The sequence below is a fragment of the Hyalangium ruber genome (assembly GCF_034259325.1).
Classification (GTDB): domain Bacteria; phylum Myxococcota; class Myxococcia; order Myxococcales; family Myxococcaceae; genus Hyalangium_A; species Hyalangium_A rubrum.
In genome coordinates this window covers 199,300-215,778 of the sequence record NZ_JAXIVS010000005.1, presented here as the reverse complement: position 1 = coordinate 215,778, position 16,479 = coordinate 199,300, and the positions used below count along the sequence as shown (strand labels likewise).

General features: G+C 69.2%; 7 protein-coding genes. 6 read left to right on the top strand and 1 reads right to left on the bottom strand.

What is annotated here, in order from left to right:
- The first annotated feature begins 152 nt into the window (after nucleotides 1–152).
- From SYV04_RS16485 to SYV04_RS16465, 5 genes are all read left to right on the top strand, one after another.
- Nucleotides 153–2,150 carry a protein kinase domain-containing protein gene (locus SYV04_RS16485; protein ID WP_321546744.1) on the top strand — a complete coding sequence of 666 codons (1,998 nt, stop codon included), beginning with the start codon at nucleotides 153–155 and terminating at the stop codon, nucleotides 2,148–2,150.
- Between the two features lie 68 nt (nucleotides 2,151–2,218).
- Nucleotides 2,219–3,025, top strand: a complete 807-nt coding sequence (locus SYV04_RS16480; protein ID WP_321546743.1) for a hypothetical protein — start codon at nucleotides 2,219–2,221, stop codon at nucleotides 3,023–3,025.
- On the top strand, nucleotides 3,025–4,011 hold the full coding sequence (locus SYV04_RS16475; RefSeq protein WP_321546742.1) for an acetoacetate decarboxylase family protein: 987 nt from the start codon (nucleotides 3,025–3,027) through the stop codon (nucleotides 4,009–4,011). The genes SYV04_RS16480 and SYV04_RS16475 overlap by 1 nt, the downstream gene beginning before the upstream one ends.
- Nucleotides 4,008–6,107: an NAD(P)-binding protein gene (locus SYV04_RS16470; protein WP_321546741.1), complete on the top strand. Its 2,100-nt coding sequence runs from the start codon at nucleotides 4,008–4,010 to the stop codon at nucleotides 6,105–6,107. Before SYV04_RS16475 ends, SYV04_RS16470 begins: the two co-directional genes overlap by 4 nt.
- A gap of 13 nt (nucleotides 6,108–6,120) precedes the next feature.
- Entirely contained in the window at nucleotides 6,121–8,277 is a 2,157-nt protein-coding gene (locus SYV04_RS16465) for an FAD-dependent oxidoreductase (RefSeq protein WP_321546740.1), read from the top strand.
- Between the two features lie 10 nt (nucleotides 8,278–8,287).
- On the opposite strand, the gene SYV04_RS16460 is transcribed toward SYV04_RS16465, so the two are convergent.
- The gene (locus SYV04_RS16460) at nucleotides 8,288–13,699 is read right to left on the bottom strand and encodes a trifunctional serine/threonine-protein kinase/ATP-binding protein/sensor histidine kinase (protein WP_321546739.1); all 5,412 of its coding nucleotides are present in this window, start codon (nucleotides 13,697–13,699) and stop codon (nucleotides 8,288–8,290) included.
- 230 nt (nucleotides 13,700–13,929) lie between these two features.
- On the opposite strand from SYV04_RS16460, the gene SYV04_RS16455 reads away from it, so the two are divergent.
- Entirely contained in the window at nucleotides 13,930–16,383 is a 2,454-nt protein-coding gene (locus tag SYV04_RS16455) for a protein kinase domain-containing protein (protein ID WP_321546738.1), read from the top strand.
- The last annotated feature ends 96 nt before the right edge of the window (nucleotides 16,384–16,479 follow it).

Here is a 16,479-nt window from a genome sequence, read left to right as displayed (position 1 = left end):
AGGACCCACCTGGACGGCGGGGCAGGGCGGGGTCGGGGCATGGCCATCACAAAGCTCCTCCTGATATGAAGGTATCAGAACAGGGGACGTGCAGCGGTTCGACATCCACAGCCGGAGCACGCCTCTGGCTCTTGCATGCACGGGTGAAGTCCATGTCTGGTCGCCAGGTCGGTGGCAGGTACGTGTTGGAGAAGAAGATCGCTGGCGGTGGCATGGGTGCCATCTGGATGGCGACCGATTCCCAGCTCCAGCGGCGCGTTGCCATCAAGCTCACCACGTCGCAGCGGCTCTCTTCCGCCGCCGCGCGCCGTCAATTCGAGCAGGAAGCCAAGGCGATCGCCCAGTTCCACCACCCGAACGTGGTGCAGATCCACGACTTCGGCGTGGACGGCGATGACCCGTACATCGTCATGGAGCTGCTCGAGGGCGAGGACCTCGAGACGCGCCTGCGTCGCCGCGAGCGGCTGGCGCCCTCCGCCGTCGCCGCGCTGATGACCCAGGTGGCCCGTGCCCTGACGGACGCGCACACCGCCGGCATCGTCCACCGCGACCTCAAGCCGGCCAACCTCTTCCTGGCCCGGGTCGCCGGCCGCGAGGAGGTGAAGATCCTCGACTTCGGTCTGGTCCGGCAGAAGTCGCGCACCGAGGATCTGCCCACCGATCCTGTCGCCGATGGCATGGTGGGGACGCTGCGCTACATGAGCCCCGAGCAGATCCGCGGGGACACGAGCCTCGACCACCGCAGCGATCTCTGGTCCATCGCGGTGGTGTTCTTCCGCGCCCTCACCGGGCGCTTCCCGTTCTCGCTGGAGTCCGTCGGCTCGCTGCTCAACGGCAGCTTCCGTCCGCCCGAGGTGGCTCCCTCCACGCTGGTGCCCGAGCTGGGCGCGGAGCTGGATCCCTTCTTCTCGCGCGCGCTGGATCCCGATCCCGCGCAGCGCTTCCAGTCCGCCAATGAGCTGGCGGCGGCCTTCTCGGCGATCGTCCAGTCGGCCCGCATCGAGACGGCCAAGATTCTGGTGGTGGACGACGAGCCAGACGTGGAGACGCTGATGCGGCAGGCATTCCGCCGCCAGCTCCGCGACGGCCTCTACGAGATGATCTTCGCCTCGGATGGCGAGGACGGCCTGGAGAAGCTGCGCCAGAACCCGGACGTGGACGCCATCCTCACCGACATCAACATGCCGCGCATGGACGGGCTCACCTTCCTGGGCAAGGTCGGCGAGGTGAACCCGCTGGTGAAGGTCATCATCGTCTCGGCCTACAGCGACATGGCCAACATCCGCACGGCGATGAACCGCGGTGCGCACGACTTCCTGGTCAAGCCGCTCGACTTCCAGGATCTCGAGGCCACGCTGGTCAAGACGCTCAAGCACGCGGCCGAGGTGCGCCAGATGGTGCGCTCCATCGAGGAGAACGCACTGCTGCGCGTGGCCGTGCAGAGCTCCGTGCGCGACCGCCTGCGCTCGCTCTTGCAGGGGCCGGAGGCGCTGGCCGGTGAGCGCGTGGAGGCCACGGTGGCCTTCGTCTCCATCAAGGACTTCACGCCGGTGACGCGCCAGGCGCCGCCGGAGGCCGTCATCCGCAAGCTGAACGAGAACTTCCAGGTCATCGTCCCCGAGCTGGCCTCGCGCGGCGGCACGGTGGACAAGTTCCTGGGCGAGTCGGTGATGGCGGTGTTCCGCGGCCCCGAGCACCTCACGCGGGCGCTGGATGCGTGCGTGGCGGTGCGGGCGCAGATCCGCGACATGGCCTTCCGCACGGGTGATCAGTCGCCGTACGCGCATGGCGTCTCCATCGGGCTGGATGCCGGAGACGTGGTGGCGGGCGGCCTCGGCGGGCTGGAGCTGGGTCGGCTGGACTACACGGTGGTCGGAGACGTGGTGAACACCGCGGCGCAGCTCGCCGCGCTGGCCGCGCGGGAGCAGGTGCTCATCAGCGAGCGCCTGCGCCAGCGCATCGCGGAGGAGTTCGAGTGTCGGGAGGCAGGGGCCTATCTGCTCGGCCCGGGCGCTTCGGTGACCGTCCACGACGTCCTCGGCCGCCGCGGCCAGGTGGTCATAACGGGGGACACGACGCCTTCCCCGCAGCCGCGTGAGCCGACCACTCAGCCTCAGGACTCGGCCCTGGCTGCCCTGACGGGCCGGTAGGCGGCTGGGAGTCCAGGACGGTAGACTGCTCGGCGCGCCCCCCCTCACGCGCTGAAGAGGATTCCATCATGCAGACGACCCGGCCCGCTCCCTCGCTGTTCGAAGCCTATCCGCCCACCGAGGACTACGAGCTCTCGTCAGGCGTCGTGTGCCAGGTCCCCTACGCGTGCCGCGATGCGGACATGGCGGTGCTGCATGGGACGGCGGACCTCGAGGTGGTCCGTCGCCTGCTCGCGGGGCAGCGCTACCAGCCGGTGTCGATCGGCGCCAACCGCTGCACCGCCGCCCTCTGGCTGGCCGACTACCACGACACCACGTGCGGGCCCTACAAGGAGCTCATCGTCTCCTTCGCCGTCTCCACGAAGCCCCTGGAGATACCGGCCAGCGGTCCACTCGAGCTGCTCCAGGCGGGGGCGCACCCGGATGCCACGGTGCTCTGCTACAAGCTGATCCTCGATCAGCAGGTGCCCATCGACTATGGCCGCGAGGTGCATGGGCACGCCAAGCACCCCACGCCGCAGCCGGTGGACATCGCCTTCTCGGCGCCGTGGTGCCGCTTCGACGTGACGTGCGAGGGCAAGCGCGTCGCCTTCGGTCGGGTCCGCTTCCCCGAGGAGCCCACGGGCGTGCAGCGACTCTCCATCGGGTTCGTCACCCCGAAGGAAGTCTTCCAGACGCGCAACATCATGCACTTCGACCTGGAGGCGCGTTACCGTCTGTTCGGAGAAGGGGATGAGTTCTCCCTCTCCAGCGACAGCACGCTGGGTCGGGAGTTGGTGGACATGCGCTTCACGCCCCAGGTGGTTCAGCACCTGCCGCGGATCCGCTTCGTGATGCCCAAGCCGCTCAATTGGCGAGGTTCCAAGGAGAAGTAATGAGCCCTCCGGGGACGAAGTACCTCAACAACGCCTCGCTCCAGGTCTACCCCCCGCCGAGCCTGTGCCAGGACGTCACCCAGTACATCTTCTTCATCAAGGGTCGGCAGTCGAGCCTCCAGGCCGTCTGCGACAAGTACCTCAATGAGCCCTCGGGTGGCGCGGTGGACTATCGCCCGCGGCTGCCCTTCGTGATGCTGACGTTCCAGCACATCGCCCGGCTCTCCTCGGGAGCCGAGGGCTTCCAGGACTGGGGGTACACCTCGGAGCGCGAGGCCACCTTCTGGATCGCCGCCAGCGACTACAAGAAGCACGGCCCGGACGAGCTCTGCAAGCGCGTGGAGATGTTCATTCCCTTCATCTACGCGGACAACCCCTGGGCGGTGGCTGGAGGCCGGGAGATCTACGGCTTCCCCAAGCAGGCCGCGACGATCCAGATGCCGGGCACGGGGCAGGGGGCGGGGGCGTTCGAGATCCACACCCTGGCGTACCGCACCTTCAGCCCCGACACGCGGGCCGAGCTGGCGCGGGTGCTCACCGTGGAGCGCGCGGATGGCACCTCCCTCGATCGGGAGGAGCGGGAGCGCTCGCTGGGAGAGGAGTTGCTGGAGCGGCTCGGCGTCCTCCGGGATGAGCTGGGGCAGTTGCTCGGCTTCGACTTCGAGATCGGCGCGCGGGTCGTCGAGTTCCTGTTCCGGCCGACGCTGCCCATGGTGTTCCTCAAGCAGCTTCGCGGCGTGGGCACCCGCACGGATGCCTGCTACCAGGCCATCGTGGGCGCGGCGGCGGATCAGATCGATCTGAAGAGCCTGCGCCTGGTGCCGCGCCGCTTCCGCCTGAAGGTGGAGTCGCTCGCCACCCAGCCGCTGGTCGAGGAGCTGGGGCTGGAGCTCGATCCGAGGGGGCAGATCTTCATTCCAGGGGCTCTGCAAGTCCGCTACGACTTCCGCCTCAACGAAGGTCACCTCATCTGGAGCGGTTCATGAAGAAGAAGGTGGCGGTACTCGGTGGCGGCGCCGGCGCGCTGACCACCGCGTACTACCTGTCTCGCACGCCGGAGCTTCGCGAAGAGTACGAAGTCACCGTGTACCAGGTGGGCTGGCGACTCGGAGGCAAGGGCGCCAGCGGACGCGGCCCCCACGGCCGCATCGAGGAGCATGGGCTCCACATCTTCTGGGGCTTCTACGAGAACGCGTTCTCGTTGATGCGCGAGTGCTACCGGGTGATGGACCGGCCGAAGTCGATGCCGCTGGCCACCTTCGAGCAGGCCTTCGCCCCGCGCGATCTCATCGCGATGGAGGACTTCGTCAACGGCCGCTGGCAGCGCTGGGTGGTGTCGTTCCCCTCCAACTCCCGCCAGCCTGGCGAGGGGGATGACTCGTCCACGAGCTGGCAGATCATCGAGCAGGTGCTCGGGGTGGCCCGGCAGGTCTACAGCAAGCTCAAGGGCGGGCTCTCGCTCGCGGTGGCGCAGGGCCACACCCTCACCGCGCAGGAGCTGGGGAGCACTGCGGATGGGGAGGAGCTGCTCGAGCAGGCCTATGCCCAGGTGTTGTTGGCCACGCAGCCGCAGCTGGCCTCTGCCACCGCGGACGGCATCACGGAGACGGTCCTCAAGCTGCTCCGGACGTTCCTGAACTGGATCAAGTCTCGGATCGAGTACCTGATCGAGTCGAACTTCCTGCTCTATCAGCTGTACGTGGGCTTGGACTTCCTCATCGCCAACCTCGTGGGAATCCTCGCGGATGGCGTGCTGTCCAAGGGCTTCAACTCCATCGAGGGCCAGGACTACCGCGAGTGGCTGGAGAAGCACGGCGCCAGCGCCATGTCGCTGCGCTCGGTGCTGGCGCGCACCATCTACGACGCGGCCATGAGCATGGTCGACGGCGATCCGGATCGGCAGTTGATCGGAGCGGGCAGCGCTCTGCGGGCGCTCTTGCGCATCGGCCTCACGTACCAGGGGCACGTGGCCTACGAGTTCACGGGCTCCATGGGCGACACCATCTTCGTGCCGCTGTACGAAGCCTGCCGGAAGCAGGGGGTGCGCTTCGAGTTCTTCCACCGCGTCGAGGAGGTCATCGCCGAGCGCGGCGGGCCCGGCGGCAAGCCTCGCGTCACCCGGGTGCGCGTCGGCCGCCAGGTGGACTTGAAGGATCCGAAGGCCAGCTACGAGCCCTTCATCTACGTGAAGAACCTGCCGTGCTGGCCGGACAAGCCGCTCTACGATCAGATCGTCCAAGGGGACAAGCTGATCATCGAGGGGATCGATCTGGAGTCCTTCTACACGCCTTGGCCGAGCGTGGAGGAGCGTGTGCTGGAGGTGGGCAAGGACTTCGATCAGGTCGTCTTCGGCATCCCGGTGGCCTCGGTGCCCTTCCTGTGCCCGACGCTGATGGAGCTCAACCCGGCGTGGCGGCGGATGGTGGATCAGGTGGCCACCATCCAGACGCAGGCCTTCCAGATCTGGACCACCAAGGATCTGAGCGCGCTGGGCTGGACGGTGGGGAGCCCGATGCTGACGGGCTACGTCGAGCCGCTCGACACGTGGGCGGACATGACGAGCCTGTTGCCCCGGGAGGGCTGGGCCCAGCCGAACGCGCCGCGCACCTCGGCCTATTTCTGCGGTCCCATGCCCGGTCCGTCTCGGCCTCCACCTCCGACAGACCATGGCTACCCCGCGCGGCAGAAGGAGCTGGCTCGGCAGGCGGCGCTCAGCTTCCTGCGCAATGACATCAGCGTGCTCTGGCCGCGCTCGACGCAGCCCAACAACCCGGCTGTGTTCGACTGGTCGCTGCTGGTGCCCTCGAACGGGGCGGCGGGGGAGGGGCGCTTCGGCACGCAGTACTGGCGCGCCAACGTCGACCCCAGCGAGCGCTACACCCTGGCGCTGCCGGGCACCGAGAAGGCGCGGATCCGGCCGGACCAGACGGGCTTCGAGAACCTGACCGTCTGCGGGGACTGGGTGGACAACGGCTTCTATATCGGGGCGGCCGAGGGCGCCGTCATCTCCGGCATGCTGGCCTTCCGCGCCGTCACGAAGCAGCCGCTGCGGATCTCTGGAGAGGCGTTCTGGTACCGCTGAGGAACGAGGGGCGATGAGCACGGCAGAGGAGTCGCGGAGTCGAAAGCGCAGGATCGTCATCCTCGGGGGTGGCGTCGGCGCGATGACGGCCGCTTACGGGCTGACCAACTACCCGGGCTGGCAGGACCACTACGAGGTCGTCCTCTACAACCTGGGCTGGCGGCTGGGTGGCAAGGGCGCCAGCGGGCGCAACAAGGACGCCGCCCAGCGCATCGAGGAGCACGGCCTCCACGTCTGGATGGGGCACTACGAGAACGCCTTCCGGATGATGCGGCAGGTGTACCAGGAGCTGGGTCGCCCCAAGAGCGCCCCCCTGGCCACGCTCGAAGATGCCTTCAAGAAGCAGTCGCTCGTCAATCTGTTCGAGCGCACGCCGAATGGGTGGGTGGACTGGCCGTTCCCCTTTCCGGAGAACCCGCTCGAGCCGGGGATGGAAGGGGAGGGGGCATTCCCTTCGCTCGCCACCTACCTGGAGCGCGGGCTGCAGGCGCTGCTGGACATGCTGTACGAGCTGCCAGGGGCGGGCCTCGCCGCGGCGACGCCTGCTCCCGAGACGCTGCCCGCGAAAATCGAGAGCACGCTCCGCTCGCTGGGGCTCCCGGCCTTCCCGAGGGGCAGCGTGCCGGGCATCGGGCGCACGCTCCAGCTCGCGCAGCTCGCCGCGGCTCGGCTGCCCAAGGCTCAGGGGGCGCAGGACCCGAACCACCTGGAGGTCATCCTCTATCTCGTCGAGGAGGTCTTCGCCCGGCTGTCGGCGCGCTTCATCCGCAACCTGGAGAACAGTGCCGTTCGCAAGCTCTGGGGCGTTCTGGAGCTGGGGCTCGTCATCGCCCGGGGCATCCTGCGGGATGGGCTGCTGAGTAAGGGCTTCAACGCCATCGACGGCGAGGACTTCCGCGCGTGGCTGGCGCGGCACGGCGCCAGCGACTTCACGCTGTACCAGGCCCCCATCGTTCGGGGCATGTACCAGCTGCTCTTCGCGTACATCCAGGGCGATCCGAACCGGCAGCAGCTCGCGGCGGGCGTGGCGACGCGCTTCATGATTCGCATGGCCCTCACCTACAAGGGCGCGGTCTTCTACAAGATGCGCGCGGGCATGGGTGACGTGGTCTTCGCTCCCATGTACGAGGTGCTCAAGCGGCGGGGTGTGCGGTTCCACTTCTTCCACAAGGTGGAGAAGCTCCGCGTCCACCCGCTGACGCGCAACATCAACCGCATCGAGATGACGCGGCAGGTGGCGCTGAAGGACTCGGTGGCGGGGTATCAGCCCCTCGTGGATGTGCTCGGGCTGCCGTGCTGGCCCGACCGGCCGAGCTACGAGCAGATCGTCGATGGCCACGAGCTCGAGGCCTCCGGCATCAATTTGGAGTCGTACTGGGCTCCGAAGTGGAAGGGGGCGAAGCCCGTCACCCTGGAGCGCGGCAAGGACTACGACGTCTTGGTGATGGGGATCTCGCTCGGGACGTTCCCCTACCTCTGCGGAGAGCTGCTCGAGCACAGCGCGCGCTGGCGGCGGATGGTCGAGGCGCTCCAGACCAACCAGACGCTGGGCGTGCAGGTCTGGCTGTCCCGCTCCTTGGAGGAGCTGGGCTGGACGCAGGCGCCCACGGTGATGACGGGCTATGCCGAGCCGCTCAATACCTATGCGGACATGGCGCACCTACTGCCTCGGGAGACCTGGCCCCCGGGGACGGTCAAGAACATCGCCTACTTCACCGCGCCGCTGATGGACGCGCCGGTCATCCCGCCGTTCACCGATCACGACTTCCCCCGGCGAGAGCACGAGCGACTGAAGGAACTGTCCCTCCGTTGGCTGAAGGAGTGCATCGGACCGCTGTGGCCGAAGGCGCCGCGCTACAACCCGACGGGCCTGGACTGGGCGCAGCTCGCGACGCTTCAGGGCAAGCAGGAGGGGGTGGCCCGCTTCGACAGCCAGTTCTGGCGCGCCAACATCGACCCGCCCGAGCGCTACGTGCTCTCGCTGCCGGGCTCGACGGAGGCCCGGCTCGGCTCGCACGACTCCGACTACCCCAACCTGTACCTCGCGGGAGACTGGACCCTCACCGGCCTCAACTGCGGGTGCGTGGAGGCCGCCGTCATGTCCGGCCTCCAGGCCTCGCAGGCCATCTCCGGCTACCCGGAGAACATCTCCGGCGAGAGCGACTTCTGAGCGGCCCGGGTCAGGCGGGCGCCCCCGCCCGCTGGCCCGCGCCCGGCAGCACCACGATGAACTCCGCGTAGCGGCCTTCCTCGGACTCCACCATCAGCTTGCCGCCCAGCGAGCCGACGACGATCTCGTGGCTGATCGACAGGCCCAGGCCGGTGCCCTCTCCGGCGGGCTTGGTGGTGAAGAACGGTATGAAGAGCTTCTCGCGGGCCTCGGGGGCGATGCCCTTGCCGTTGTCGCGCACCCGGATCTCCACGTTGTTGCCCGTCCAGCGCGTAGAGACCTTCACCTTGGCCTGCTCCTGGCTCCCGGGCAGCCGGGCCCGCTCACTCGCCGCGTAGCAGGCGTTCTCCACCAGGTTGAGCACCACCCGCCGGATGTCCTCGGAGATCAGGCTGACGTCCGGCACCTTGGCGTCGAAGGCCGTCTCGATGACCACGTTGCGCCGGGCGCTCTTGGCGTTCAACCCGTGGTGCACCAGGCGCACGGCCTCCTCCACCAATTGGTTGACGTTGGTGGTGCGCCGCTCGCCCCGGTTGCCGCGCGCGTGTCGCAGCATTCCGTCGATGATCCCCGTGGCGCGCTGCCCATGCTCGCGGATCTTCCGGGTGTTCATGTCCAGCTGGCCCAGCAGATCCTCGAAGTCCTCCTGCTGCGCCGGAATCAGGGAGGTGGCGCCCTGCAGGCCCTCGCGCAGCTCCTTCAGTCGATCCACCGAGAGCGCGGCGAAGTTGTTCACGAAGTTCAGCGGGTTCTTCAGCTCGTGGGCGATGCCGGCGGTGAGCGCACCCAGGGAGGCGAGCTTCTCCTGGGTGATGATCTGCGTCTGCATGGCCTTGAGCGTCTCCAGGGCGCGTTGCAGCTCCGCGTTCTTGTTGTGCAGCTCCGCGGTGCGGTCGGCGACCCGATCCTCCAGGGTGTGGCTGTAGTCCTCGAGCCGCCGGTACAGCTCCGCGTTCTCGATGGAGATGGAGGCCTGCGTCGACAGCATGCCCAGCACCTTGAGGCGGCTGGCGTTGAAGGCGCCCGCGGTGAGGTTGTTCTCCAGGTAGAACAGCCCGAGCACGTGCCCGCGGTGCCGGATGGGCGCGCAGAGCACCGAGCGGACCGTGTGCTTCGAGACGTAGGCGTTGTTGCGGTAGGCCTCCGAGGTGGAGGCGTCGTCCAGCAGCACGTGGGTGTTCGTGCGCATCACCTGCTCGACGATGGCCTGGCAGAGCGCCTCACTCTGCGCCAGGGGCACCGACGACTCCGACGGGGCGGCGCGGTTGCTCACCTCGCCCGAGGCCTCGACGACGAAGTCCTTGCCTCGCTTCAGCACCAGCACGCCGCGCTGGGCGCCCGCGCTCTCCATGACGACGTGGATGAGGTTGGCCACGAGCTGCGGGAAGAGGATCTCGCTGGAGATGGCCTGCGAGGCCTTCATCGCCGAGGCCATGTCCAGCGACTCGCCCAGGGACTCGGAGCTGGTGGGCGAGGTGGGGTGGTTGGAGCCGGTGGGGCCCGTCTGGAGGGTGGGGTTGGTGGAAGGCACCGTGCGAGGCTTGTCCCAGCGCCGCAGGGCACTGCCGTGAGAGAGCAGGAGGTTGGCCTGCTCGGCCGCCAGTTGGCGGGCCTTGCCAGCGGCCCCCCAGCGCTCGTAGGCGTAGAGCGCCTCGAGCAGGTAGGCGGTGGCGATCTGCGGGCGATCCTGCGCTCCGAAGAAGCGGAAGGCCAGCTCGCGGGCGAGGGCCTCCACTCCCAGGAAGCCGCTCTTCTGGGCCGCGGCGATGGCCTGCTCATACTCCGCGATCGCCTGGTGCCCGTGGCCCTTCACCCGGGACAGCTCCGCGCTGACCAGCAGGTGGTAGGCCGCGAAGTTCTCCGGGGCGCGCTGGGCGAACTTCTCCAGCAGGGCCCGGTGCTGCTGCATCACCTTGAGCAGCTCCTCCCGCCGCGCCTCGCTCACCTCGGGCCAGACCGCGGCCGCGCTCAGCGCGTGGTAGTAGGCGTGCGTGGCCACGTGGAAGAGGCCGGAGATGAAGGGCAGCAACGGCACCACTTCTTCCGCCTTGGCCAGGGCCTCCGCCGGTTGGCGCATCAGGTAGTGCCGCTCGACCGAGGAGAGCACCAGGTAGGCCTGCGCCGTGTGGCCCGCTCCGCTGGGCGTCGGCGCCGGAGTCTCCTCGGAGCCCGTCAGCGCCAGCAGCGTGTGGTGCGCGCCCAGGAACATGTGCAGCGAGTCCGGGTCCTTGCGCGTCTCCAGGAACTCGATGAAGCGGCGGTTCTCCGTGACGATCTCCGCCAGGGGCTCGCCCACAGCGATCCGCCGCCAGAGCCGGACGATCAGGCAGTGACCGGCGTAGATCCAGTCACCGCTCTCCATCAGCCCCTTGTACGCCTCGGTGAGCTCGGCCACGCCGGAACGCGCGCTGCGCGTCCAGTGGTCGATGAGCCCCGCGCGCAGGTAGCGCACGCGGGCATGCAGCATCGGATCGCGGAAGCGCGCCGACAGCTCCACGGCGAGCTGGCCGAACTGCCGGCCGGTCTCCGGGTTGTCCAGCGCCGAGGCCAGGAGGACGCCGTAGACGACGTAGCCGAAGGCCGACAGGCGGCTGTTGCCGTGCTCCAGCGAGAGCCGGACGATGCGCAGTACCACCAGCGCGAACAGGGCCTGGTCTGCCATGTAGGCCGAGGCCGAGATGCTGGCCAGCAGGCCCAGGGCGAGCTCCAGGTTCGGATCCTTCATCCGGGGCAGCCCCAGCAGCTCCTCCGGATTGCGGCCGGCGAGCTTCTCGGCCACCGCGCCGAGCTCCGCGATGAGCGCCGATGGATCCTTCGAGTCGGGCACCTCCACGCCGAGCACGCGCAGCCCCTCGATGCCCAGCCGCATTGCCTCGATGTGCTGGCTGTTGAGCGAGGCCATCGTCGCCTGCATCGCGAGCACCCCGGCCTTCTGCGCGGGGGTGTGTGCATGGGCCGTCAGCATGGCGAAGCCGACCGTGGCCGCGTCGAACTCGCCGGCCAGGTAGCTGGACTCGGCCAGCTCCGTCTGGAGCGTGAAGGCCCGCTCGTACTCGTTCTCCCACGGGGAGGCAGGCAGCAGCTCGAAGCCGCCGCGGAACTGCTCACAGGCCGCGCGGTACGCGCCCGAGGCCTTCGCCCGGCGCCCCGTCCGCAGGTGGAGATCGGCCAGCTCCAGCCGCAGCTCCGCGGGGCCAATGCTCTCCGGGGCGTAGGCCAGGTGCGGAAGGATGGCGAAGGCGCGCTCCTCGATCGTCCCCGCGGCGCGGGCCTCTTCGAGCAGCCTCAGGCCGATGCGCGTGTGAAGCGCCGCGCGCTCCTTCTCCTCCAGCAGGGAGTAGGCGGCATGACGGACCCTGTCGTGGAGGAAGCGGAAGGGCACCTCCAGATCCGAGGGGAGGGCGACGCCGCCCTGGGGATCGAGCAGCACGTAGTCCTTGCTGAGCGGCACCACGAAGCCCCGCTCGACGGCGCTCCACAGCGTCCGCGCCGTCTCCACGGCGGGCGAGTCCCGCACCACCGTCAGGTCCCGGAAGCTGAACATCATGCCGAGGCTGGCGGCCAGCTGCAGCAGCGCTCCCGTCTCCCGGGGCAGGCGCCGGAGTTCGTCCGCCATCAGGGCGGCCACGTCGCTGGGGACCTCCCGCGCCTCGATCTGGCCGAGGTCCCACTCCCACCGGCCGCTGCGCGTCTCGAAGCGCAGCAGCCCCTGGTCGTGCAGGAAGCGGAGGAACTCGCGGATGGAGAACGGGTTGCCGCCGGTTCGGGCGTGGATGAGGTGGCCGAGCTCCAGCGCGCGGCCGGTGTCGGCGCCGGTGGCCTCGCGCACCATGCGCGCCACCTCCTCGGGGCCGAGCGGCGTGAGTTGGAGGACCTGCATCGGCGTGCCGGTGGCGCGCAGTTCCTCGAGCGTGAGCGCGAGCGGATGGGCGTCGGAGACCTCGGTGTCGCGCCAGGCGCCCACGAGCATCAGGTAGCGGCAGTCGGGGTCGCGAGCCAGCTCCTGAAGGAGCGAGAGCGTGGCGACGTCGGCCCACTGGAGATCATCCAGGAAGAGGACCAGGGGCCGCTCCGAGGTGGCGAATGCCTGGAGCGACTTGACCAGCACGCGGTTGAGGCGATTCCTGGACTCGGCGGCGGGAAGCCCCGCGGAGGGAGGCTGATCGCCGAGCAGCGCGCGCGTCTCGGGCACGGACTCGACGAGCACGGCGGCGTTCACCCCCAGGGCCTCATCGAGCCGCTTGCGCGCGACGGTACACTCGGCCTCGCCCTCGGCGAGGGCCTGGTGGATCAGGTGCCTGAGCGCCTGGTGGACGGCATCGAAGGGCACGCCACGGTGCAGGGGATCGCACTTGCCGGTAGCGAAGCGGCCGCGGCTGGAGGCCGTCACCCGGTGCAGCTCGTTGACGAGCGAGGACTTGCCGATGCCCGCCGAGCCGGTGATGAAGAGCAGCTCGTTGCGGCCCGCCACGGTGCGCGCGTGCGCGTCGGACAGGCGCTCGATGTCAGCGGCGCGCCCGTGCAGGCCCTGGGGCAGCCGGAACTGGTGGGCCCGATCCGCGGTGCCCAGGGGGAAGGACTCCAGCAGCGTCTTCGCCCGGAACCGGCGCTGGCATTCCTCCAGATCGGCGATGAGGCCCCAGGCGCCCTGGTAGCGGGCATCGGGATCCTTGGCGAGCAGCTTGAGGATGATGTCCGCGAGCGGCTGGGGGATGGCGGGGATCTTCTCGCGAGGCGAGGGGGGAACCTGCGCGACGTGCGCGTGCAGTAGCTCGAGCGGGGTGGTGGAGTCGAAAGGGCGGTGGTTGGTGAGCAGCTCGAAGAAGGTGGCCCCCAGCGCATAGAAGTCCGCGCGGTAGTCCAAGGCGCGATTCATGCGCCCCGTCTGCTCCGGCGCCATGTAGGCCAGGGTGCCTGTCAGGTACGTGGGGCTCTCGGGAGTGACGGTCTCCAGCGCGATGGCCACCGAGATGGAGAAGTCGGCGATCTTCAGCACGCCGCTGTCGGTGTTGACGATGATGTTCTGCGGCTTGACGTCCTTGTGGATGACGCCGTTGCGGTGGATGTGCCCCAGGGCGGCGGTGATGCGGATGGCGTAGTCGAGGAACGTCTCCACGTTCACCGGCCCGCTCTCGTCGAGCAGGTGCTTCAGGGAGCGGCCGCCGATGTCCTCGAGCACCAGCGCCACCCGGTCGCTGAACTCCTCGATGCCGTACACCCGGATGATGCCGTCGCCCTCGACGCGGCGGGCGATGGCGTACTCACGCTGAATCTCCAGCGTGCGGCGCCGATCGAGGTAGTCGCTGCCGGGCAGCTTGAGGATGACGGGGCATGCGTCGCGCAGTCGCGTGGCCCTGAGCAGCGTCGAGCGTGGGCTCTCGTGCAAGGTCTCGTGGATGGTGTACCCGGCGCTCTGTGACATGCGTCTTGAAATCCCCTGGGTGGGCGCGCGACTGCCCGTGACACGGGCACAGCCTACCCCGAGCGCCGGGAGACCTGAGAGAGGCGAAAGGGCAGGCTTTCCAGGTGGGCTGGAACGGGGAGTGACTCCGGGTGCGGGCTGCCAGGTTTGAAAGGGCTGCCAACCTGACAGGGGCTCGGCGTCGCGGATTGCTGGGCGGGAAAAGTCGCGGGGATTAGACTGCGCGGCCCGTGTCCCAGGAACATGACGGAGCCGATAGCCCGCTGGGCAGCAACGATACCGTGGTGCCCGCGTCGGGTACGGGGAGCGTGGCGGCCAGGGTCCAGGAAGAGCTCTTCGCCGGGCGCTACCTGCTGCTGGGATTGATTGGCCGCGGGGGCATGGGCGCGGTGTACCGGGCGCAGGACACGCTGGTCGGGGATGTGGTCGCGCTGAAGATGCTGGAGCTGGACGAGGGCCGGGGGCGCGATCTGCTGGAGCGCTTCCGCCGCGAGGTCCGGCTGGCCCGGCGCATCTCCCACCCCAACGTGGCGCGCACGCATGACCTGGGCGAGCACGCGGGGCACCTCTTCCTCACGATGGAGTACGTGGAGGGAGAGGATCTGCAGTCGCTGCTGAGGCGGGAGCGGGTGCTTTCGCCAGCGAGGGCGGCGCGCATCGCGCTGGCGGTGTGCGAGGGGTTGGTGGCGGCGCACGCGGCGGGGGTGGTGCATCGAGACCTGAAGCCCGCCAACGTGCTGGTGGAGCGGAGCGGCCGCGTGGTGCTCACCGACTTCGGCATCGCCCGGGCGATGGCGGGGGAGACAGCCTCGCGTACGCAGGGCATGGTGGGCACGCCCATGTACATGGCGCCCGAGCAGTTGTCGGGCGGCGAGGTGGAGGCGCGCTCGGATCTCTACGCGGTGGGGCTGCTGCTCTTCGAGATGCTCACGGGCGAAGCGCCGTTCACGGGGGAGTCTCCGATGGCGGTGGCCTTCGCGCGGTTGCGGCAGCCGCCGCCGGACCCCGCGGGGCGGCCTGGGGTGCCGGACGCGCTCGCGGAGTGGGTGCGGCGGTGCCTGGCGCGTGAGCCGGAAGAGCGGCCGTCGGGGACGCAGGAGGTTGCCTCGGCGCTTCGCGCATGGCTGGCCTCGGTGGGAGAGGCGGTGGAGCTTCCGGGCCCTGCCGCTTCGCCCGCGACGGGAGTGTCCGGGGCGGCGATGGTGACGCCTCGGGGGACGTCCCAGTCCGGCGGGTGGGGAACGCAGATCAGCACGGGCTCGGGTGGGTACACGCCTCGGACGATGCTGCGCGCGGGAGAGCAGGGGCTGGCGGTGCTGCCGCTGCGCTTCATGGGGCCTCGGGAGCAGGAGTTCCTCGGGGACGCGGTGACCGAGGGGTTGATCGACGTGCTGTCGCGGACGCGGGGCGTCCGGGTCCAGGGGAGCGGGGCCACCGCACGCTTTCGCAGCGAGCGGGATCCGCGCGTGGTGGGGCGGGAGCTGGAAGTGGGGTACGTGGCGGATGGGGCGGTGCAGAGCATGGGTGCTCAGGTGCGTGCCTCGCTGCGGTTGGTGGAGGTGGCCTCGGGCATCCAGTTGTGGAGCGGCCGCTTCGAGGACTCGGGCGAGGATCTCTTCGCGCTGCAGGATCGGCTGGCGCAGCGGATGGCGGAGGCGCTGCGCCAGGAGTTGCTCATCGCCACGTACAGCAGCGCGGCCACGCCGGAGGTGCTGGCGCGATACCGACAGGTGCTCGCCCAGGCGCATTCGGCGCCTCGGGTCCTTCATGAGCAGGTGATTCTCCCCTTGGAGGAATGCCTCGCGCGGAGTCCAGGTTTCGTGCCAGCGGTGGCGCTGCATGCCGTGGCTTCCATGAGGGCGTGGTTCATGCGCCTGGCGGATCAGACGGTCGACTGGTCCGCCGTGGGCCGCGCCAGCGTCGAGCGGGCCAGCCAGCAGGCGCCCGAGGTGGTCGAGACGCTGCTGGCTCGGGGCATGCTGGCGACCCAGGAGGGAGACTGGCGAACGGCCGTGGTGGCGCTGCGGTCCGCGCTGGCCTCGGCGCCCACCTATGCGGCGGCGCTGCAGTACCTGGGGAGCCTGCAGTGCGAAGCAGGGCGCGCCGACGAGGGCCTGCCTCGTCTGCAATTGGCCTACGAGCTGGATCCCGGGATGGCCAGCGCCCTGTACGAGATCGCCCGCTGCAGCGCGCTGCGCGGCAAGAGGGAGGAGTATCAGAAGACCGTAGAGCGGCTGATGACCTATCCGTTCTTGCGGATGCCGACGCTCCTGCTGCGGATGCGTGTGGCCGCGTGGTTCCGGGACGTCGAGGAGCTCCAACGCTGCGGCGCCGCTCTGCAGGATGAGCCTCAGAACATGACGCTCAACGCGAGCATGTTCGTGGCGGCGGCGCTGGAGGAGGAGTCTCCGGACCGAGCGGTGGAGCAGTTCGACAGGGTGCTGCAGGGGAGGGTGAGCCCACGGTTCGTGTCGATGATGTGTCAGCTCGCCACGGAGATCCTGTGCCTTTCGGGGCAGGCGGAGCGCGCGATGGGGTACTTCCAGCGCGCGGCGGACACGGCGCTCATCGACCTGGAGTGGATCGATCGCTGCCCGGCGCTCGTGCCGCTGCGGACGCTGCCGGGCTTTACCGAGGCGCGCTTCAAGGTGCGCACCCGGGTCGAGGCCATCTGGACGGCATGAGGAGAGTGATTCTCGGGTGTGCCCTGATGCTCGGGGGCGCTGCTTCGGCGGAGGCCCCGCCCGCAGCGCTGGCTTGCTTGGCGAAGTGGTACCCGG

Bases quoted from the DNA above. Each gene is read 5' to 3' on its own strand.
- SYV04_RS16485 (WP_321546744.1), top strand. From the start codon at position 153: ATGTCTGGTCGCCAGGTCGGTGGCAGGTACGTGTTGGAGAAGAAGATC.
- SYV04_RS16480 (WP_321546743.1), top strand. From the start codon at position 2,219: ATGCAGACGACCCGGCCCGCTCCCTCGCTGTTCGAAGCCTATCCGCCC.
- SYV04_RS16475 (WP_321546742.1), top strand. From the start codon at position 3,025: ATGAGCCCTCCGGGGACGAAGTACCTCAACAACGCCTCGCTCCAGGTC.
- SYV04_RS16470 (WP_321546741.1), top strand. From the start codon at position 4,008: ATGAAGAAGAAGGTGGCGGTACTCGGTGGCGGCGCCGGCGCGCTGACC.
- SYV04_RS16465 (WP_321546740.1), top strand. From the start codon at position 6,121: ATGAGCACGGCAGAGGAGTCGCGGAGTCGAAAGCGCAGGATCGTCATC.
- SYV04_RS16460 (WP_321546739.1), bottom strand. From the start codon at position 13,699: ATGTCACAGAGCGCCGGGTACACCATCCACGAGACCTTGCACGAGAGC.